Below are 18,931 nucleotides of genomic sequence, written 5' to 3' on the forward strand. Positions count from 1 at the left end.
GCCTGGCGCGCAAAGGCGGGTCTCGGCGTTGATCCTGACCGTGGCGCACGGTGCCAAGTATCGGTTTCCATAGGCCCTTAGGCCTTTGGTGGGTGAGGTCCGGAGAGGGCAAAGCCCTCTCGGGTTCCACCGCGCCACAGCGCAATCTTCGCCCTTATTGCGCGGCGCCCCTCCGGCTCACCGCCCCTCGAAGCTCGGCGCCCGCTTCTCCAGCATCGAATCCACCGCTTCGCGATGGTCCCGCGTGCCATGCGCGAGCGCCTGGTACGCCGCCGACATCTCCAGCAGCGTCGACAGCCGCATATGCTGGCTTTCGCGCAGCAGCCGCTTGGTCAGCCGGACCGCCTGGGGCGGGTTCACCGCGATGCGGCCCGCCATTTCGCGCGCCGCATTCAGCAATTCCTCGGGCGCGACGACCTTCGAAACCAGCCCGCAGGCCAGCGCCTCGGCCGGGTTGATGGCATCGCCGGTCAGCGACATCTCGAGCGCCTTCGACATCCCCACCACCTTCGGCAGCAGATAGGCGCCGCCATCGCCCGGCACGATGCCGACCTTGACGAAGCTCTCGGCGAAACGCGCCGTCTCCGACGCGATGCGGATGTCGCACATGCAAGCGAGATCCAGCCCCGCGCCAATCGCCGGTCCGTTGATCGCGGCGATGGTCGGGATGTCCATCTCATACAGCGCGAGCGGGATCATCTGGATGCCGAAGCGGTAGGATTCGCGAATCTCCGCCCCGGTCTCGCCCTGGGTGATCCCGGTCTTGTCGCGCATGCCCTTGAGGTCGCCACCGGCGCAGAAGGAACTGCCCGCGCCGGTCACGATCACCACCCGCACATCAGCGTCGCGGTTCAGCGCGCGGCAGGCATCGGCCACCTCGGCGCATTCGGCGGCGTTCGAGATGGCATTGCGCTTCTCCGGCCGGTTCAGCGTCAGCGTCACGACATGGCCGTCGCGTTCGATCTTCAGGAAGGCGGTCATGCGGCGGGTTCCTCGTCGCGGTCGGTGATGAAGGTCCAGAGCGGGCCGGCCTCGGCCTGCACCAGCGCGCCGAGGCGCGCGGACCAGAAGCGTTCGGTGCCGCCCTCCTCGCGCCAGGACCACAGGCGGCGCGTCAGGTGATGCAGCGAATGTTCCTCGGTAATGCCCATGGCGGCGAGCACCTGATGGGCGATGGCGGCCCCCTTGGCCGCAGCCTCCCCGGCGGTGACCTTGGCGCAGCCGATCTCGAAACCCGCACCGGCCAACCCACGCCGGTCCGCGGCCCGCGCGGCGGCGGCGGCGGCGACCGAGACGGCCGAGGTCTCCGCGGCAAACACCGCGAGCTGCTGCTGCACCGCCTGGAAGCGCCCGATCGGCCGACCGAACTGCTTGCGCGTATTGGCGTGGTCCACCGCCAGTGCCAGCGCCGCCTGCATCGCGCCCGCGATCTGCGCCGAGCGCAACAGGGCGGTGACCAGCATCGCGGCCTCCGCACCCCAGGCGTTCGGCAGCGTACCCTCGGCGATCGGCGCGCCAGACACCTCGGCCACGTCACGCGCCTCGCGCGCGGTATTGCCGCCTTGGGTCCAGCGCAGCGCCGCGGCCGGGTACAGCGCCACCCGCGCGCCATCGACCAGCGCGACATGCGCCGCATGCCGCCCCCAGGGCACCGGCTTGCCGGCGGCGGCGAAACTCAGCACGCCCTCGGGCGCTTCGATGCCGGCGGCGGCCAGCAGCGCGGCGGCGCCGATCCCTTCCGCGAGCGGCACCGGCGCCCCGGCGCGGCCGAGCGCCTCCAGCACCGGCACGATATCCAGGAAGCCGAGGCCTGCCCCGCCACGATCCTCCGGCACCAGCGCGGCGCCGAGGCCGAGGGCCTCCACCGCGCCCCAGGCCCCGGCGGGGAAGGCGCCGTCCTCCACGCTGCGCAGCACGGCGACGCCGGCGGCATCCTCCAGCGCGCGGGTCGCCTGCTCGGCGAGTTCCGCCCCGATCGTGTCGGCCATCACCGCAGCCCCAGCTCGCGGGCGATGATGCCGCGCATGATCTCCCGCGTGCCGCCGCGCAGCGAGAAGGTCGGCACGATCTGCGTCAGATAGGCGTGCATGCGACGCATCTCCTCGGGCATGGCGTCGGTGTCGATGACGTCGCGCATGCGGTCGGGCAGGCCCTGTTCGAAATCATTGCCGAGGTCCTTCACCAGCGCCGCCTGGCGCAGCGGGTCCTCGCCTTCCTGCAGCATGCCGGCGACGGCGGTGGACATCGACCGCAGCGTCCACAGACGCGCCACCTGGCGGCCCAGCGTCGCGGCGGCGGCGGGGTCGTCGCGCAACGCCGCGATGCCCGCCTCCAGCAGCGGGTGCGACGACATGTAGCGGTCCGGCCCGGAGCGTTCGAAGGCGAGTTCGCTGGTCGCCTGCGCCCAACCCGCGCCTTCCTGGCCGACCAGCGCGTCCTCGGGCAGCATCACGTCGTCGAAGGTGATCTCGTTGAAGCCCTTCTCGCCGACCAGGTCGCGGATCGGGCGGATGGTCACGCCGGGCGCCTTCAGATCAACGAGGACCTGCGACAGCCCCTGATGCTTCGACCCGCCTTCCAGCGCGGGAGAGGTGCGCACCAGCGCGATCATCCAGTCGCAGAGATGCCCGAAGGTGGTCCAGATCTTCCGCCCATTGAGCTTCCAGCTGCCATCGACGCGATCCGCCCGCGTGCGCAGCGAAGCGAGGTCCGACCCGGAATCCGGTTCCGACAACCCGATGCAGAAGGCGAACTCTCCGGTGGTGATCTTCGGCAGGAACTTCTGCCGCTGCGCTTCCGTCCCGAGGCGCAGGATCAACGGCCCCGATTGCCGGTCGCCGATCCAATGCGCGCCGACCGGCGCACCGGCGGCGAGCATTTCCTCCAGTACGATGTTGCGATCAAGGAAGCTGCGCGCCGCGCCGCCATACTGCTTCGGCCAACACATGCCGATCCAGCCCTTGGCGCCGACCGCGCGGGTAAAATCGCGGTCGAAGCCCATCCAGGACCGCGCGCGCACCTCGGGCGTCCAGCGATGCTCATGCTCGGCGATGAAGGTGCGGACCTCCGCGCGCAGCGCGGCGGCGCCCGGTGGCGGGTCTCGAAGGTCGAAGCGCAATCCGGTCATGGCGTTTACTCCCGCCGTGATCCTCGCTGTCGGGCGCGCCGCGTCAATGCCCCTTGCCGAGCAGGCGCGACAGCACGGGGATCACAGCCACGCCGACCGCCAGCCCGACCACGCCCGACAGCGCCGCCTCCACCACCCAGCCGATGAAGCCGCCGCCGACCGCGAGCCCCGCCGCATGCACCCCATGCTGCGGCGCGGACAGGCCGAAGAACTCCAACCCATGCAGGATGATCCCGCCACCGACCCAGATCATCGCGATGGTGCCGACGATGGACAGCAGCCTCAGCACCTTCGGCATGCCGCGCACCAGCAGCGCGCCGGCGCTCATGCCGCGCAGCACCATCGCCGCACCCACGTCGTCCGCCTTCACGATCATCGCGACCACGCCATAGACGCCGACGGTGATGCCCAGCCCCACCACGGCCAGCGCCATCGCCTGCGTCCAGACCGCCGATTCCGGCATGGTGGCCAGCGCGATCGCCATGATCTCGGCCGAGAGGATGAAGTCGGTCTTGATCGCGCCCTTGACGCGCGTGTCCTCCAACTGCTTCGCGTCCATCGGCACGGCCGAGGATTGCGCCTGGTCCGGGTGCGGGCGGGTCCATTCGAGCACCTTCTCCGCGCCCTCGAAGCACAGGTAGATCCCGCCCAGTGTCAGCAGTGGCGTGATCACCCAGGGCGCGAAGGCCGAGAGCAGCAGGGCGGCCGGTAGCAGGATGACGAATTTGTTGAACAGCGACCCGAGCGCGATGCGCCCGATGATCGGCAATTCGCGCGACGCATGGAAGCCGACCACATAGCGCGGCGTCACCGCGGCATCGTCGATCACCACGCCGGCGGCCTTGGCCCCGGCCTTGGCGGCCTGCGCGGCGACATCGTCGATCGATGCGGCCGCCACCTTGGCGATGGCGGCAACGTCGTCCAGCAGCGCCAGAAGGCCTGTGCTCATGCGATGATCCCCGGCGGGTTGTGTCGTGTTCGGGCCATCATGGCACAGCCGGGCGCGGCGCGGAGTGACCTGTCTGTCAACGCGCGGAACGGAGAGGTGACGCCCCTCCCATAGGCATCAGCGGCGATGCGTCGGTCAAATCACCCCGGCCTGCCGGGCCGCCGCGATCTCGTCGCCCGTCATGCCGGCGAATTCCGCCAACACCGCATCGGTATCCCCGCCCGGCGCCGGGATGCCGTGGCGCACGGTCGGCGGCGTCGCCGAGAGATGCAGCGGCGAGGCGACGACGCGCACATTCCGTCCCGCATGGTGCGGGATTTCGATGATGGTCTCGCGCGCGGCCACATGCGGGTCGGCTTCGAAATCCTTCGCCGTGTTGATCGGGCCGGAGGTAATCTTTGCCACTTCCAGCCGCGCCAGCCATTCGGCGCGCGGGCGCGTCCTCAGCAGCGTGTTCATCCGGTCGAGCAGCGCGGCGCGATGTTCCGAGCGGTCGCGCGCCCGCTTGAAGCGCGGATCATCCGACCATTCCGGGTGCCCGAGCGCCTCGGCCAAACGCACGAATTCGCGGTCGTTCAACACGCCGATGACGAATTTCGCGTCCGACGCCTGGAACACGCCGTAAGGCACTGCGACCGGACTGTCATTGCCGCTGCGCGGGAAGATGCGCCCGGCGTTCAGCCAGGACGACATCGGCGCCTGCATCAGCGACGCCATGGTCTCGAACAGGTTCACATCGATGCTCTGGCCTTCGCCCGTCGCATCGCGATGGCGCAGCGCGGCGAGGATCGAGACGGCGGCGGCGAAGCCCGTGAACATGTCCGCCACCGGCACGCCGACGCGCTGCGGCCCGCCGCCGGGCGCACCGTCCGCCTCGCCCGTCACTTCCATCAACCCGGTCATCGCTTGCGCGACGAAATCATAGCCCGACCGTTCGGCATATGGTCCGCTCTGCCCGAAGCCGCTGACCGAGCAATAGATGAGCCGCGGATTGACGGCACGCAGGTCCTCATAGCCAAGCCCGTAGCGCGCCAGCGTGCCGGGGCGGAAATTCTCGATCAGCACATCAGCATTGGCGACCATGCGCTTGAGGATCGCCGCCCCCTCCGGCTTGGCGAAATCAACCGAAACGGAGCGCTTGTTGCGGTTGAGCGTGACGAAATAGGTGCTGTCCTCCGCCCCCGGCACGAAGGGCGGGCCGAGCGCGCGCAGGTCGTCGCCATCGCCGCGTCGTTCCACCTTGGCGATGTCGGCACCGAGGTCGCCCAGCATCTGCGCGCAGAGCGGCCCTGCCACCACCCGCGTCAGATCGATCACACGCAGGCCATCAAGCGCGCCGACCATGTTTCCTCCGGTTCGATTCGGCGGGCAGGGTGGCGCAGGTCGCGCGCGACGCAAAGCCCGCTGGCGCCATGCCTCCCGCCAAGGCACGATGCCCGCAACGAATTCGGGAGGAACCAACCATGCAACGCCGGGTCATTCTGGGTGCTGCCGCCGCATCGCTGCTCGCCGCACCATCGCTACGCGCGCAGGACCGTTTCCCCTCGCGCCCGATCCGCGTCGTCGTCCCCTTCGCGCCTGGCGGGCCGACCGATGTCTTCGCGCGCCGCTTCGTCGATCGGTTCCAGCGCGCGCTCGGCCATACCGTGGTGATCGAGAACAAGGCCGGCGCCGGCGGCATGCTCGGCGCGCAGGATGTCGCGCGGTCGCGGCCGGATGGGTATTCGCTGATCTTCCACGCTTCCTCCTCGGCGCTGACCAGCCCGCTGGTCTATCGCCGTCCGCTCTATGACCCGGTGAAGGATTTCGAGCAGGTTTCGCTGCTGGGCGTGGTGCCCTTCGTGCTCGCCGTCGGCCCGCAGACCGGCGCGCGCACCACCGCCGAGCTGGTGGCGAAGCTGCGCGAACGGCCCGGCGCGCTGTCCTACGGTTCCTCGGGTGTCGGCACCTCGAACCACTTGGCCGGCGCGCTGTTCCTTGCCCGCGCCGGGGAACTTCGCGCCGAACACATCCCCTATCGCGGCTCCGGCCCGGCGATCCAGGATCTGGTCGCCGGCACCACCGCCTTCCAGGTGGATACCTTCGGCACGCTGTACGAACTGCATCGCGACGGCCGCATCCGCATCGTCGCGGTGATGCACCCGACGCGCAGCGCGGTGGACCGCGCCATCCCGACCATGGCCGAACAGGGCATCACCGGCGCGGAGGCGAGCACCTTCAACATCCTCGCCGCGCCCGCCGGCACGCCGCCCGAGGTGATGGCCGTGCTGTCCGATGCGACCGCGCGCGTCATGGCCGACACCGCCTTCCAGCAGGAACTGCTCGGCATCGGCATTGAGCCCGAATCCGACACCAGCCCCCGTCGCGCCCTGGCCTTCCTCGCCGGCGAAGTTGAGAAATGGCGTGTCGTGGTGCAGGCGGCCGGTGTCTCCATCGAGTGATGGACGCGCCGGCGCTTGGCGTGCTGGTCTCCCGCCCATGATCCGCGCCCTGATGCTGACCGTCCTCGCCTTGCTGCCGTTTTCTGCCCGCGCGCAGTCCGGCCCGTCCTTCGACTGTCGCCAGGCGCGTGCCTGGGACGAACGCCAGATCTGCGCCCAGGCGGACCTCGCGGAACTCGACCGCCGCATCGCCGCCGCCTGGCGCGCCGCAACCGCGGGCGCCACGGCTGAGCAACGCGCCGGCCTGCAGGCGGCGCAGCGCGCCTGGCTCGGCGAACGCCGCGCCTGCGAGGGGCCGCAGGCGCGGGAAGCGCAATCCTGCCTGCGCCGCGTCATGCGAGCCCGCAGCCGCGACCTCGAGGCCCTGGCCCAGGGCGCACCAGCCACGGCGCTGCCCACTGCCAAGCCCGCCCCCGAGGCGGCACCGGCGGCGGTTGCGCTGAGCGCCGTCTCCTGCCCCGCCACGGCCGGCTGGGCCGCGATGCAAATCTGCGCCACGCCGGGGATGCGGGAACTGGATTTGGCGGTGGCGCGGGAGGCCGAGGCGGCGCGGGCCCGGTTGGCACGCAACCCCGCCGCGCTGGCCCGGTTCGAGACCTTGCTGCGGCGCTACGTTGCTGCCCGCGACGCCTGCGGCCGCGCGCCAGGCCGGGTGCCGCTCGATTGCCTGCAGGAGACGATGGAGGATACGCGGGCGGAGATCAGGCAGTCCGGCGCTGGGTGAGGGCAGGGGTGCATAGAACCGGAGAGGGCTTTGCCCCCTCCGGACCTCCCCCACCAAAGGCCTAAGGTCCTTTGGAAACCGATACCTGGCATTGGGCCGTGAAGTGGGTTTGGCGGCGGCAGAACGACCGATGTGCGGGGCGCCGAGAATCATCCTAGGCACTGTGCTGGGCGCGCCTTTCTCGCCTCGGCAAAGCTGTGATTCCGCACGCCAAAAACTGGTGTCCAGAGGCCCTTTGGCCTTTAGTGGGGAGATGTCCGGAGAGGGGCGACGCCCCTCTCCTGGTAGTCCCGCCCTTCAGCCCTTCATCCGCGCGACCGTCGCTGTCGTCGAATTGCCCGGCAGCAACTGCGCCAGCCGTACCTCGCCGCCATAGTCCTGCACGATATCGCCGCCGACCACCTGCGCCACCGTGTAGTCCGCGCCCTTCACCAGCACGTCCGGCTTCAACAGCTTGATGAGCTCGACGGGCGTGTCCTCGTCGAACACCGTCACGCAATCGGCCGTCGCCAGCGAAGCCAGCACCGCCGCCCGCGCCGCCTCCGACTGGATCGGCCGCGACGGCCCCTTCAGCCGCTTCACCGAGGCATCCGAATTCAGCCCGACCACCAGCCGGTCGCACCAGGACCGCGCCTGTTCCAGCAGATGCACATGGCCCGGATGCAGCAGGTCGAAGCATCCATTGGTGAAGCCGATGCGCCAGCCACGGCGGCGCCAGCGTTCCACCTGCTCGGCGGCGGCGGCGCGCGACATCACCTTGCGCAGCGCGCCGCGCTCGGGCGTCAGCGCCTCGGCCAGCTCTTCCTCGCGCACCACGGCGGTGCCGACCTTGCCGACCACGATGCCGGCCGCGATGTTCGCCAGCCTGGCCGCGACCGGCAGCGGCAGCCCCGCCGCCATCGCCGCGGACAGCGTGGAGACCACCGTGTCGCCGGCGCCGGAGACGTCGTGCACTTCCTCCGCCTCGGCGGGGAAATGATGCACCACATCGCCTTCGAGCAGCGTCATGCCGTCCTCGCTGCGGGTCACCAGCACGGCGCCGAAGCCATGCGCCGCCTTAAGCGCGCGCATCGCCGCGAGGATATCCGCCTCGGTATCGACCGGCATGCTAGTCGCGACCGAGAGCTCGGCGCGGTTCGGCGTGATCAGATCCGCCCCGGCATAGCGCGCGTAATCGCGCCCCTTGGGGTCCACCACCACCCGCCGCCCGGCGGCATGCGCGGCCTCGATCAACAGATGCGCCGTGGCGCCATCGAGCACGCCCTTGCCGTAATCCGACAGCACCACCACTGCGGTCGCCGCCACCGCATCGCCGGCGATCTTGATCATCCGCTCAGCCAGGCGCGGATGGATCGCCTGCAGCACCTCATGGTCCGCGCGGAGCATGTGCTGGCCATTGGCGATGAAGCGCGTCTTGGTCGTAGTCGCGCGGCCGCCCTGCACCAGCAGCCAGGGCTCGACATTCGGCTGGCCGCCGATCAGCCCGGTCAGGTCGCTGCCCGCCTGGTCGTCACCGACCACCGAGACGAAGGCCACCGCCGCGCCCAGCGCCGTCAGGTTGCGCACCACATTGCCGGCACCGCCGGGCATCGCCACTTCGCGCTCGACCGCGAGCACCGGCACCGGCGCCTCCGGGCTGATGCGCCGGACCGAGCCGTACACGTAGCGGTCGAGCATCGCATCGCCGACCACCAGCACCGAGGCGCGCCGCAGGGCGCGGATCCCCTCGGCAAGCTCGGCCACGGGGATCTCCGGCAGGGGGCGGTCGGCGTCGGGCACGGGGCCTGTCATCGTCATGCCCCTAGCCTATGGTTGTGTTGCAATGCAAGATAACGGTCACGATCCGGCCATCGTCAGGCCCTCGATCCGCACCGTCGGGCTGTCCGTCCCGCGCCGGAATTGCAGGTCATCGGCGGGCGTCATGTTCAGGAAGATGTCCTTCAGATTGCCGGCGATGGTCACTTCGCTGACCGCCTCCGCCAATTGCCCATGCCGGATCATGAAGCCTGCCGCGCCGCGACTGTAGTCGCCGGTCACCCCATTCACGCCCATGCCGATCAGGTCGGTGACGTAGAGCCCCTCGACGATGTCGGCCATCAACTCGGCCGGCGATAGCCTGCCCGCTTCGAGCCACAGATTGGTCGCGCCCGGCCCCGGCGGCCCGCCGGTGCCCCGGCTGGCATGGCCGGTCGAAACCAGCCCGAGCTGCCGCGCCGACCGCCAATCCAGCAGCCAGCTCTGCAACACGCCATCGCCGACGATCACGCGGCCCTCGCCGGGCATCCCCTCCCCATCGAAGGGCCGCGAGCGCAGGCCGCGCCGTCGCGACGGGTCATCCCGCACCACCAGCCCCTTCGCCAGCACCTGCTCGCCCATGCGGTCCTTCAGGAACGAGGTCCCGCGCGCCACCGCCGAACCGTTGATCGCCCCGCTCAGATGTCCCAGCAGGCTGCCCGCCACCCGCGGGTCGAACACCACCGGAATGCGCGCCGTCTTCGGCCTGGTCGGGTTCAGCCGCCGCACCGCCTGTTCCGCCGCGCGCCGCCCGATCGCCACCGGGTCGTCGAGATCCGCTAGATGCACGGTCGAGGACCAGTCATAGTCCCGTTCCATTCCCGTCCCCGTGCCCACCACCGCGGTGGTCGAGATGGCATGTGAGGTCCGCGCATAGGCCCCGGCAAAGCCATTCGACCCGGCCAGGGCAATCTCGTACCGGCTCCAGCTCGCATCGGCGCCGTCGGAATTGGTCACGCCGGGCACCGCCAGCGCGGCTTCCTCGGCCGCCGCGGTGCGCGCGAGCAGCATCTCGGCGGTCGGCTCCGCCGCATCCACCAGGTCGAGGTCGCGCGGCGCCAGCGTCACCGCCTCGGGCAGCCCGGCGAAGGGATCCTCCGGCACCACGCGGGCCATGGCGACGGCGCGCTCGGCCAGCGCGTCGAAACCCGTCACCGCCGGGTCGGTCGAGGAGACGATTGCCACCCGCCGCCCGATGAAGACGCGCAGGCCAAGATCGAACCCCTCCGAGCGTTCCAGCTGCTCGATGGCGCCGAGCCGGCGGCGCACCGACAGCGAGGTGGAGGCGACGATCAACGCATCGGCGGCATCCGCCCCGGCACGCTTCGCGGCGGCGATGAGGTCGGAGAGCTTGGAAAGGCGGTCCATGGATTACTCTCAGGAATGGGTCAGGAGGCCGCGCCCTGGCGCGCCTCGATGGCCTGGGCGCAGAGGTCGATCGCCTCCTGCTCGCTCGCGCGCCGCAGGACGGCGTCATGCGCCTTCAGGTCGAACCAGGTCAGGCGCGAGATGCGTTCGAGGCTGTCGAACACCGGCTTGCGCATTGGGCTCGCCGCACGCCAAGCCAGGGTCTGCGGGTTCCCCGAGCCTACGATGGTCCGGTAGTCGAGGAAGGGGAAGAAATCATGGATCAGGAAGGCGATCTTGAAGACATCGCCATGCCAGGCATTGCTTTTGCCGCCGCTTTCCTTGCGCAGGCGCAGCGCGTCGCGCTGCGAGGGCAGGGCGGAAAAGACGTCGTTGGGGATCGTGTCGTCGATCAAGATGGCCGATCGCCAGCCGGTCCAGGCCAACGTGTTGGTGAGGTCGCGCACCACCTGTTCGAAGACATGCAGCCCGTCGATGAAGACGATATCGAAGGGTGCCGTGCCGGCCGCCTCGGCGAAGAAGCGGTCGCTCGTCATGGCGTGCAGCCGGGTCGCCGCGTTCGCCACCGCATCCGTGTCGAACAGGAAGCGCGGATCGACGCCAACGCGTTCGGCCATCTCCACCGTGCGGAACGTGCGCCCGGTACTCACCCCGATCTCGAGGTAGTGTCGCGCGCCGATGCGCTGAGCCAGCGCGTTCACCCGCCGTGACGAGTGCGTCTGCTGTTCTGGGGTAGTAGTTGCGGCCTCGTGATCATTGTCACTCATGCTGTCAACTCCTCCATGATGGCTGCAATCGAGGGCACATGCTCTGCCGGCCCCATCGCCGCGAGTGTTGGCGTGGCGCGGAACATTGCCGCCGCCGCCTGCTGGATCTGCTCTACCGTCACCGCGGCGATCTTCGCCTTGGTTTCCTCGACCGGGATCACCCGCCCGAACACCTGCAACTGCCGGGCAAGCTGCTCGCAGCGGCTGCCGGTGCTCTCCAGCGACATCAGCAGCGAGGCACGCAGCTGCGCCTTGGCGCGGTTCAGCTCGTCCTCGGTCACGTCGCGCTGCACGGCGCGCAGGGCTTCGATGGTCACCGGCATCAACTCGCCGGCCTCCTTCTCGCCGGTGCCGGCGTAGATCTGGAACAACCCGCCATCGCGGAAGGGCGAGGCGAAGGAGTAGATCGAATAGACCAGCCCGCGCTTCTCGCGGATTTCCTGGAACAGCCGCGACGACATGCCGCCACCGAGCAGCGTGGACAGCAGCTGCGTCGGGTAATGCATCGGGTCGCCATGCTGCACTGACGGGAAGCCGAGCACGATGTGCACTTGGTCCAGTTCCCGCGTCTCGCGGAACTCGCCGCCGCCGTAGCGTGCGGCTTCCGGCGTCATCGCGCTGGTCGCCGGCAGGTCGGCGAAATGGGTGCGCACCAGGTCGAGCAGCGCGTCGTGCTCCAGCGCGCCGGCGGCGGCGACGACCATGGCATTCGGGCCGTAATGGCTGCGCATGTAGCCGGTCAGCGCATCGCGGCTCATCGCCTTGATGGTGTCCTCCGTGCCCAGCACCGGGCGGCCCATCGCCTGGGAGGGAAATGCCGTCTCCTGGAAATGGTCGAAGACGATGTCGTCCGGCGTGTCGTTGGCTTGGCCGATCTCCTGCAGGATCACGCCGCGCTCGCGCTCGATCTCGTCGGGGGCGAAGGTGGAATGGGTCAGGATGTCGCCGATGATGTCGACGGCGAGGCCCGTGTCCTCCTTCAACACCTTCGCGTAGAAGGCGGTCTGCTCGCGGGCGGTGTAGGCGTTCAGGTGGCCGCCGACATTCTCGATCTCGCGCGAGATGGCGGCGGCGTCGCGCCGTGCCGTGCCCTTGAAGGCCATATGTTCGAGGAAATGGGAAACGCCGTTGACCTCCGGCGATTCATGTCGCGTGCCGACGCCGATATAGGCACCGACCGAGACGGTCTCGACGCGCGGCATGGTTTCGGAAACGACGGTCAGGCCATTGGGCAGGCGGGTGACGCGGACGGCATCGGTCATGGTGGGGCGGGGGTTCCCTGAGAACGGATCCCGACCAGGTGGCATCACCTGGTCGGGTGAAAACGCACGACAATGCTATTATCTGGCGCGGCTTCCATGGGCCATGGGCGGACGGAACTCGCGTCAGGCGGCATTGCGCCGGGCATGGGCACGAACGGCAGCCTCGATGGCACCGAGGTCGTTGGGCAGGACGCTGAAACGTTCCTCCCTGTCATATAGGTCGCCAAGCCGCGCCGGCAGAGGGGGGCGGATGCCGGTCGCGCGTTCCACCGCATCGGGGAACTTCGCGGGATGCGCCGTGGCGGCGACGATGACCGGGATGGCCGGGTCGGCCGGCGCCAGGGCACGGGCGGCGGCGGTGCCGACGGCGGTATGCGGGTCCGCCAGATAGCCGGTGCTGGTCCACAGATGGCGGATTTCCGTCAACGTGCCGGCATCGTCCAGGGTGAAGCCGCTGAACAGCCTGGTCGCCTCGCGCCAGGCGGAGTCGGGGACCGGCATGCGGCCCTCGGCGCGGAAGCGCGTCATGGTCCCGGCGGTGGCCGCCCCGTCGCGACCAAGCAGCTCGAACAGCAGCCGCTCGAAGTTCGATGAGACCTGGATGTCCATCGAGGGCGACAGCGAAGGCTCGACCGGCTGCGCCGACATGTCGTTGGCGGCGAGGAACCGCGCCAGGATGTCGTTGCGGTTGGACCCGATGATGAGGTGGCTGATTGGCAGCCCCATCCGGCGCGCTGCCCAGGCCGCCAGCACATTGCCGAAATTCCCGGTCGGCACGCTGAACGCCACCTCCCGGTCCGGTGCGCCGAAGGCCAGCGCGGCGGAGACGTAGTACGGGATCTGCGCCGCGATGCGCGCCCAGTTGATCGAGTTCACCGCGGAGAGGTGCATCTCGGACCGGAAGGGCGCGTCGTTGAACATCGCCTTCACCAGGTCCTGGCAGGCGTCGAAATCGCCGTGCACGGCGATGTTCTTCACATTGGGCGCGAGCACGGTGGTCATCTGGCGGCGCTGAACGTCGGAGGTGCGGCCCTCCGGGTGCAGGATGACGATGTCCACCGCAGCGCGGTCTCGGCAGGCTTCGATGGCGGCCGAGCCGGTGTCACCCGAAGTGGCGCCGACGATCGTCACCCGCTCCCCCCGCTTGTCGAGCACATGGTCGAACATGCGCCCCAGCACCTGCATCGCCATGTCCTTGAAGGCGAGGGTCGGGCCGTGGAACAGCTCCAGCGCAAAGCTGCGCCGGTCGAGTTGCACCAGCGGCACCACGGCGGGGTGGCCGAAGCCGGCATAGGCTTCCTCGCAGATCCGCCCGATCGGCATATCGCCGGCGCCGAACAGGGTGAGGATGCGCGCGGCGAGCGCCGGATAGGACAGGCCGCGCATCGCCCGCCATTCGGCCGGCGTGAGCACGGGCCACTCGGCCGGGACGAACAGCCCGCCATCCTCGGCGAGCCCCGCCAGGAGGACGGCTTCGAAGTCGCGCGGGGCAGCCTGCCCGCGGGTGGAGATATAGCGCATGGCAGGGTCTTTACCGGGTCGATGCGATGGCGGCGAGGGGCCTTGCGCGGCGGGGCCGGGCCGGGCGGCCCCGGGGCGATGGTGATGGACGCGGTTCAGCCTCGAGCGTGATTGGTTCACATTCGTTCACCCACCACGCCCTAACCTATTGTTTGATCGCGCGATTCAGACCTCCGGTGCATTCGCACCTGCGGCCATCACGATCTAGACCCCGAAGCGCAGCATCGCCTCCCCGAAGGTCTCGAAGCCCAGGCGGATATCGGCCTCCCCGAGCAGGCCGGGGTAGCGCAGCGCCTCGGGGTCCTTGCCGACGAAGAAGTCGCCGATGCCCTGGCGCACCTTCTCCGGCGCCATCTGGGTCACCGCGCGGCGGACATGTGCCTCCTGCCACGGCAGGCCGAGCACCCCGGCCGCGGCCAGCAGCCGCGCCACCGGCTCGCGCACCAGCCGGTCATAGGAGAGCACCGCGCAGGGCAGCCCGGCCTGGTCCATCGCCGCCCGCCAGCCGGCCAGATGGTCGGACCACGATCCCCACAGGGGCACGAATTCCGGCGCGCCGCGATGTTCGCAGAACAGCCGGAAAAAGGCGGCGACATCCCCGCGCGCGGCCGCCGCCTCGAAGGAGGTCTCCGGCGTGCCGAGCCCGGGGACGAAGCCCTGCGTCGCGATGACGTAGCGGCAGACCGAGACCGCCACCTCCAGCGGGTGGCGCTGCACATAGATGATGCGCCCGACGCGCGCCCAGACCTCGGGGAAGTCCCGCCGCACCGTCTCGGGCGGGCTGTGGGTGCGGATGGAGAAGCGGTGCAGGCTGGCGACGGAGCGCTCGAAGGCCGCGCGGTCCAACGCGGCATCGAGCTGGAAGCCGGTGCGCGGCCGCTTCTTGTCGCGCAGTTCCAGCATGCCCTCGCCTTGGTGCCACCAGGCCTCGGCCGAGGCGCAGGACCCCGCGGTGAAGGTGGTGCCCGACCGCGGATAACCCGCGACCAGGGTGATGCTGGCACCGGTCATCAGTCGCGCAGGTAGCGGCCGGTCAAGTGCTCGATGAAATCCGCCGGGTCGAGCGGCTTGCCCGTGGCTGACCGCAGCAGGTCCTGGAAGCCAAGCAGCGAGCCCTTGCCATGCACATTGGCCCGCAGCCAGCCCAGCAGCGGCGCCATGTCGCCGCAGGCCAGCCCGTCATCGAGCCCCGGCACCGCCGCCCGCGCCGCCTTCATCAGCTGCGCCGCCGCCATCGCCCCGAGGGTGTAGGACGGGAAATACCCGAAGGCGCCGTCATGCCAGTGGATGTCCTGCAGGCAGCCCTTGGCATCGTCCGGCGGCGTGATGCCGAGCATCTTCCGCATGCCCTCATTCCACGCCCCCGGCAGGTCCGCGACCTGCAGGTCGCCGCCGATCAGCGCGCGTTCGAGCCGGAAGCGCAGGATGACATGGGCGGGATAAGTGATTTCATCCGCATCGACGCGGATGAAGCCGCGCCCGACATGCCGCCACAGCCCGGCGAGGTTGCCGGCCGTATAGGGTTCCGCCGGCCCGCCGAACGCACGGCGCAATTCGCCGCCGAGGAAGCCCAGGAAGGCATCCGACCGGCAGGCCTGCATCTCGATGATCAGCGACTGCGACTCATGCGCCGCCATCCCCGCTGCCTCGCCAACCGGCTGGCGCGCCCAGGCCTCGGGCAGCCCGCGCTCATACAGCGCGTGGCCGGTCTCGTGCAGCACGCCGAGCAGCGCCTTGGCGACGTCCTGGGCGTCGTAGAAGGTGGTCAGCCGCACATCCTGGGGCGTGCCGCCGCAGAAGGGATGCAGCGATTCGTCGAGCCGCGCATGCTCGTAGTCGAGCCCGATCCGGGCCGATAGCGCCTGGCACAGCCGCCGCTGGACCTCGACCGGGAAGGGACCGGGCAGCGGCACGGGGGCGGGGCGGGCGGCCTGGATCGCCTCGGCGCGCGGCAGCGCCTCGGCCAGGAAGGTCTCATAGGCGGCGAAGACCGGCTCGACATCGGCCGCCGTCACGCCGCGCTGGTAGCCATCCATCAGCGCGTCATAGGGGTCCATGCCCAGCTCAGCGGCCAGCGCCTGCGCCGTCTCGCGCTGCAGCCGCACCACCTCGGTCAATGCTGGGCGAACCATGGCGAAGTCGGCGCGCGCCTTGGCCTCGCGCCAAATCTTCTCGCAGGCCGAATTGGCCCGGGCGGTGGCCTCGACCAGCTCGGTCGGCAGGGCCGTGGCGCGGGCATGGGCGCGGGTCATCAAAGCGAGGTTGGCGTCCTCCCATTCGCCGTCGGCCAACGCGATCTCGAGGTCTTCCTCGACCACCGGCGCGGTCAGCAATTCATGCGACAGCCCGGCCAGGGCCGCGAGTTGTTCCCCACGCGAGGCGCCACCGCCCGGCGGCATCATGACGCTGGCATCCCAATGCAGCATGCCCGCGGCCTCGCCCAGCGCGGCGATGCGCGTGAAGCGGGCCTTCAGGCGGGCGAGGGCGGCATTGGGCATCAGGGATTCTCCTTCAGGCGGCGGCGCGCCCAGACGAGGAACACGCCAACCAGCGCGGCGGCCAGGCCATACCAGGTGATGGCGTAACCGAGATGATTGTTGTTCGGCCGTGGCAGCGCCTGGGAGGGTTGCGGCAGGGTGTCGGCCACGGCCGGGTCCATCGCCACCAGGCCCCAGGGGGCCACCGCCGGCAGCCCGAGCGCGGCGCCGATCGCCGCTGGGTTGAAGGTATAGAAACGCCGCCCCGGCACATCGTCGGTCGCCGAGGACCAGCCGGCCGTCTCGGCGGGGCGCACCCAGCCAGTGACTGTGACCTCGCCTTCGGGGTGGGTGACGGGGCGATCGCGTTCGAAGGGCGCCCAGCCGCGATCGACCAGGACCGGTGGGCCGTCATCGCGCATCAAGGGCGTGATCACCCGCCCGCCCAGGGTGGTGCCGCGCAGCTCGATCTCGAGCATCGCCTCTTTCGAATAGTCGAAGCGGCCTGTCACCATGACCTTGCTGAAGGGGGCAGGCGAGACGCTCGCCGGCTGGGCCGGGGCGGCCTCGGCGGCGGCGAGGCGATCCAGCAATTCGGTCTTCCACAGCAATCGCTCGACCTGCCAGGTGCCCAGGCCAAGGAGCGCCAGCATGGCCGGCAGCGTCGCCAGGATGGGCAGCAGCAGCCGCCGCCTTGGCTTGACCGGGGCGGGGGCGGCGTGGGGGTGATGGCGCTTGGGCATGATCGGAGGGCCTATAGGGTCTCGCACCATCGGTCGTAAGGGCCGGAGGGTCTCGCGGTCCGGCGCAATTCGCCCGTCAGCCCGTATTCTGCCGGTGCCGCCACTGCAGCGCGACCAGCGCCGCCTTGGCCAGCCGCATGGTGCCGACCGACAGCGGCAGGATCACCATCGGCCAGACCACCGCATGCACCCAGAGCGGCGGCCGGTAATGCGCATCGACCCACAAGGCGAGGCCGACCGCGATGGCGCCGATGACGAAAATGCCCGCCACCGCCGGACCGTCGCCGGCGTCATGGGCGCTGAGGTCGAGGTCACAGACCTCGCAGCGCGGTCGGATATCCAGCAGCCCCTTGAACAGCTTGCCCTTTCCGCAGCGCGGGCAGCGCCCGAGCAGCGCTGCGGTTACCAGGGATGACCCTTCACTCACCGGCAGGCTCCCTTTCCAGGCCCCGGAACGGCAACCGGCCGGGCGTGGGGCCCGGCCGGGGTCGGCGCGACAGCAGGCGCCGGGATGCCATGCCTGGCGCCCGGCTCGGCGTCAGTGCTGCGCGATCTCGCCGGCACCCAGCAGGTAGATGCAGATGAAGAGGAACAGCCACACCACGTCGACGAAGTGCCAGTACCAGGCGGCCGCCTCGAAGCCGAAATGCCGCTCCGGGGTGAAGTGACCCTTATAGGCGCGGATCAGGCAGACCAGCAGGAAAGTGGTGCCGACCATCACATGGAAGCCATGGAAGCCGGTCGCGAGGAAGAACACCGAGGGGTAGATGCCGCCATCCACGAAGGGGAAGGGCGCCTCGGCATATTCCCAGGCCTGCAGCGAGGTGAACGAGATGCCGAGCAGCACCGTCAGCGTTAGCCCGCGCAGCAGCCCCTTGCGGTCGTTGTTGAGCAGCGCCGCATGCGCCCAGGTCACCGTGCAGCCCGACAGCAGCAGGATCATGGTGTTGAGGAAGGGTAGGCCCCACGGGTCGAAGGTCAGGATGCCACGCGGCGGCCAGACCGGCGGCGCCGCGGCACCCGACACATGCTGCGGGAAGAGCGCGAAGTGGAAATAGGCCCAGAAGAAGGCCACGAAGAACATCACCTCCGAGGCGATGAACAGCGTCATGCCGTAGCGCAGGCCAATCTGCACGATCGGCGTGTGCAGGCCGGGGGTGCGCGACTCCAGCACCACGTCGCGCCACCAGAAGAACATGGTGGCGAGCACGCCCATCAGGCCGAGCCCGAACATCCAATGGATGTTGTCATGGGCCCAGAGCACGATGCCGAACAGCATCGCCCCACCGCTGAACGCCCCGATCAACGGCCAGGGAGACGGATCCACCAGATGGTAGGGGTGCTTGTAGTGCGGCGCGACGTCGCCGGTCGCCGGATCGGCGTGTGCGAGGCTGGTGCTGGCCATCGGAATCCCTGGACCTGAAGGTTGCGCGCGATCGGCCTGCGCCGCCCGCCCGCATCGCGCCGCATCAATCCCGAAAAGCCCCGCCGGATCAAGCCCGCGACCGCGAATCTTGCTGTTTGCACCGGTGGTGTAACCATGGCGGCAGGGAAGTCCGGAAGGGCGCCGTCCCTCCGGACCACCCGGCCAAAGGCCCGAGGCCTTTGGAAACCGTCAATTGGTGTCGGACGCCCCGCCCGCCTCGGATCATCTCGGGCTCGCGGGGCGCAGGCGGGTCTCGCCGCCGATTCCGCCAGGGGCGCGCGGCACCGACAGGTGGCGTTCCAAAGGGCGCTGTCCGCTATGGGCGGGCAAGG

17 protein-coding genes are annotated in these 18,931 nt (G+C 69.8%); 2 read left to right on the forward strand and 15 right to left on the reverse strand.

The features are described 5' to 3' along the window. Positions 1–177 precede the first annotated feature (177 nt). From IEY36_RS21555 to IEY36_RS21575, 5 genes are all read right to left on the reverse strand, one after another. Entirely contained in the window at positions 178–981 is an 804-nt protein-coding gene (locus IEY36_RS21555; protein WP_188970703.1) for a crotonase/enoyl-CoA hydratase family protein, read from the reverse strand. Further along, the gene (locus IEY36_RS21560) at positions 978–1,988 is read right to left on the reverse strand and encodes an acyl-CoA dehydrogenase (protein ID WP_188970705.1); all 1,011 of its coding nucleotides are present in this window, start codon (positions 1,986–1,988) and stop codon (positions 978–980) included. Before IEY36_RS21560 ends, IEY36_RS21555 begins: the two co-directional genes overlap by 4 nt. Then, on the reverse strand, positions 1,988–3,127 hold the full coding sequence (locus tag IEY36_RS21565; RefSeq protein ID WP_188970707.1) for an acyl-CoA dehydrogenase family protein: 1,140 nt from the start codon (positions 3,125–3,127) through the stop codon (positions 1,988–1,990). Before IEY36_RS21565 ends, IEY36_RS21560 begins: the two co-directional genes overlap by 1 nt. Positions 3,128–3,170: 43 nt before the next feature. Beyond that, the gene (locus IEY36_RS21570; RefSeq protein ID WP_188970710.1) at positions 3,171–4,076 is read right to left on the reverse strand and encodes a DUF808 domain-containing protein; all 906 of its coding nucleotides are present in this window, start codon (positions 4,074–4,076) and stop codon (positions 3,171–3,173) included. A 135-nt stretch (positions 4,077–4,211) separates the two neighbouring features. Beyond that, positions 4,212–5,420 carry a CaiB/BaiF CoA transferase family protein gene (locus IEY36_RS21575; RefSeq protein WP_188970712.1) on the reverse strand — a complete coding sequence of 403 codons (1,209 nt, stop codon included), beginning with the start codon at positions 5,418–5,420 and terminating at the stop codon, positions 4,212–4,214. 119 nt (positions 5,421–5,539) lie between these two features. Between IEY36_RS21575 and IEY36_RS21580 the strand changes: the two genes are divergently transcribed. After that, the gene (locus IEY36_RS21580) at positions 5,540–6,517 is read left to right on the forward strand and encodes a Bug family tripartite tricarboxylate transporter substrate binding protein (RefSeq protein WP_188970714.1); all 978 of its coding nucleotides are present in this window, start codon (positions 5,540–5,542) and stop codon (positions 6,515–6,517) included. A gap of 37 nt (positions 6,518–6,554) precedes the next feature. After that, positions 6,555–7,241: a lysozyme inhibitor LprI family protein gene (locus tag IEY36_RS21585; RefSeq protein WP_188970717.1), complete on the forward strand. Its 687-nt coding sequence runs from the start codon at positions 6,555–6,557 to the stop codon at positions 7,239–7,241. 297 nt (positions 7,242–7,538) lie between these two features. On the opposite strand, the gene rfaE1 is transcribed toward IEY36_RS21585, so the two are convergent. The 10 genes from rfaE1 to IEY36_RS21635 form a co-directional block, all read right to left on the reverse strand. Next, the gene (rfaE1, locus tag IEY36_RS21590; protein ID WP_456307054.1) at positions 7,539–8,999 is read right to left on the reverse strand and encodes a D-glycero-beta-D-manno-heptose-7-phosphate kinase; all 1,461 of its coding nucleotides are present in this window, start codon (positions 8,997–8,999) and stop codon (positions 7,539–7,541) included. A gap of 78 nt (positions 9,000–9,077) precedes the next feature. Continuing rightward, positions 9,078–10,403 carry a TldD/PmbA family protein gene (locus tag IEY36_RS21595; protein ID WP_188970719.1) on the reverse strand — a complete coding sequence of 442 codons (1,326 nt, stop codon included), beginning with the start codon at positions 10,401–10,403 and terminating at the stop codon, positions 9,078–9,080. Between the two features lie 20 nt (positions 10,404–10,423). After that, positions 10,424–11,170, reverse strand: coding sequence for a class I SAM-dependent methyltransferase (locus tag IEY36_RS21600; RefSeq protein WP_188970721.1), 747 nt, complete (start codon positions 11,168–11,170; stop codon positions 10,424–10,426). Next, a complete protein-coding gene (locus IEY36_RS21605; RefSeq protein WP_188970723.1) occupies positions 11,167–12,432 on the reverse strand; it encodes a M16 family metallopeptidase in 1,266 nt (421 codons plus the stop codon). The genes IEY36_RS21600 and IEY36_RS21605 overlap by 4 nt, the downstream gene beginning before the upstream one ends. A gap of 123 nt (positions 12,433–12,555) precedes the next feature. Beyond that, complete coding sequence (gene thrC / locus IEY36_RS21610; RefSeq protein ID WP_188970725.1) at positions 12,556–13,953, reverse strand: threonine synthase; 1,398 nt, start codon at positions 13,951–13,953, stop codon at positions 12,556–12,558. Positions 13,954–14,157: 204 nt separating this feature from the next. Then, positions 14,158–14,964, reverse strand: coding sequence for a sulfotransferase domain-containing protein (locus IEY36_RS21615; protein WP_188970727.1), 807 nt, complete (start codon positions 14,962–14,964; stop codon positions 14,158–14,160). Next, the gene (locus IEY36_RS21620; protein ID WP_188970730.1) at positions 14,964–16,451 is read right to left on the reverse strand and encodes a carboxypeptidase M32; all 1,488 of its coding nucleotides are present in this window, start codon (positions 16,449–16,451) and stop codon (positions 14,964–14,966) included. Before IEY36_RS21620 ends, IEY36_RS21615 begins: the two co-directional genes overlap by 1 nt. Next, entirely contained in the window at positions 16,451–17,173 is a 723-nt protein-coding gene (locus IEY36_RS21625; RefSeq protein WP_188970732.1) for an SURF1 family protein, read from the reverse strand. Before IEY36_RS21625 ends, IEY36_RS21620 begins: the two co-directional genes overlap by 1 nt. Positions 17,174–17,249: 76 nt before the next feature. Next, a complete protein-coding gene (locus tag IEY36_RS21630) occupies positions 17,250–17,600 on the reverse strand; it encodes a DUF983 domain-containing protein (RefSeq protein WP_229681483.1) in 351 nt (116 codons plus the stop codon). A gap of 111 nt (positions 17,601–17,711) precedes the next feature. Further along, on the reverse strand, positions 17,712–18,578 hold the full coding sequence (locus IEY36_RS21635) for a cytochrome c oxidase subunit 3 (RefSeq protein ID WP_188970734.1): 867 nt from the start codon (positions 18,576–18,578) through the stop codon (positions 17,712–17,714). Positions 18,579–18,931: the final 353 nt, after the last annotated feature.

It is taken from the genome of Neoroseomonas lacus, assembly GCF_014644535.1.
GTDB lineage: Bacteria > Pseudomonadota > Alphaproteobacteria > Acetobacterales > Acetobacteraceae > Neoroseomonas > Neoroseomonas lacus.

What these genes read in the sequence shown, in the direction of transcription:
- IEY36_RS21575 (WP_188970712.1), bottom strand. Translation starts at nt 5,420, where the DNA reads ATGGTCGGCGCGCTTGATGGCCTGCGTGTGATCGATCTGACGCGGGTG.
- IEY36_RS21605 (WP_188970723.1), bottom strand. Translation starts at nt 12,432, where the DNA reads ATGACCGATGCCGTCCGCGTCACCCGCCTGCCCAATGGCCTGACCGTC.
- IEY36_RS21635 (WP_188970734.1), bottom strand. Translation starts at nt 18,578, where the DNA reads ATGGCCAGCACCAGCCTCGCACACGCCGATCCGGCGACCGGCGACGTC.
- IEY36_RS21625 (WP_188970732.1), bottom strand. Translation starts at nt 17,173, where the DNA reads ATGCCCAAGCGCCATCACCCCCACGCCGCCCCCGCCCCGGTCAAGCCA.
- IEY36_RS21600 (WP_188970721.1), bottom strand. Translation starts at nt 11,170, where the DNA reads ATGAGTGACAATGATCACGAGGCCGCAACTACTACCCCAGAACAGCAG.
- IEY36_RS21565 (WP_188970707.1), bottom strand. Translation starts at nt 3,127, where the DNA reads ATGACCGGATTGCGCTTCGACCTTCGAGACCCGCCACCGGGCGCCGCC.
- IEY36_RS21585 (WP_188970717.1), top strand. Translation starts at nt 6,555, where the DNA reads ATGATCCGCGCCCTGATGCTGACCGTCCTCGCCTTGCTGCCGTTTTCT.
- IEY36_RS21555 (WP_188970703.1), bottom strand. Translation starts at nt 981, where the DNA reads ATGACCGCCTTCCTGAAGATCGAACGCGACGGCCATGTCGTGACGCTG.
- IEY36_RS21620 (WP_188970730.1), bottom strand. Translation starts at nt 16,451, where the DNA reads ATGCCCAATGCCGCCCTCGCCCGCCTGAAGGCCCGCTTCACGCGCATC.
- IEY36_RS21615 (WP_188970727.1), bottom strand. Translation starts at nt 14,964, where the DNA reads ATGACCGGTGCCAGCATCACCCTGGTCGCGGGTTATCCGCGGTCGGGC.
- thrC (WP_188970725.1), bottom strand. Translation starts at nt 13,953, where the DNA reads ATGCGCTATATCTCCACCCGCGGGCAGGCTGCCCCGCGCGACTTCGAA.
- IEY36_RS21560 (WP_188970705.1), bottom strand. Translation starts at nt 1,988, where the DNA reads ATGGCCGACACGATCGGGGCGGAACTCGCCGAGCAGGCGACCCGCGCG.
- IEY36_RS21595 (WP_188970719.1), bottom strand. Translation starts at nt 10,403, where the DNA reads ATGGACCGCCTTTCCAAGCTCTCCGACCTCATCGCCGCCGCGAAGCGT.
- IEY36_RS21580 (WP_188970714.1), top strand. Translation starts at nt 5,540, where the DNA reads ATGCAACGCCGGGTCATTCTGGGTGCTGCCGCCGCATCGCTGCTCGCC.
- IEY36_RS21570 (WP_188970710.1), bottom strand. Translation starts at nt 4,076, where the DNA reads ATGAGCACAGGCCTTCTGGCGCTGCTGGACGACGTTGCCGCCATCGCC.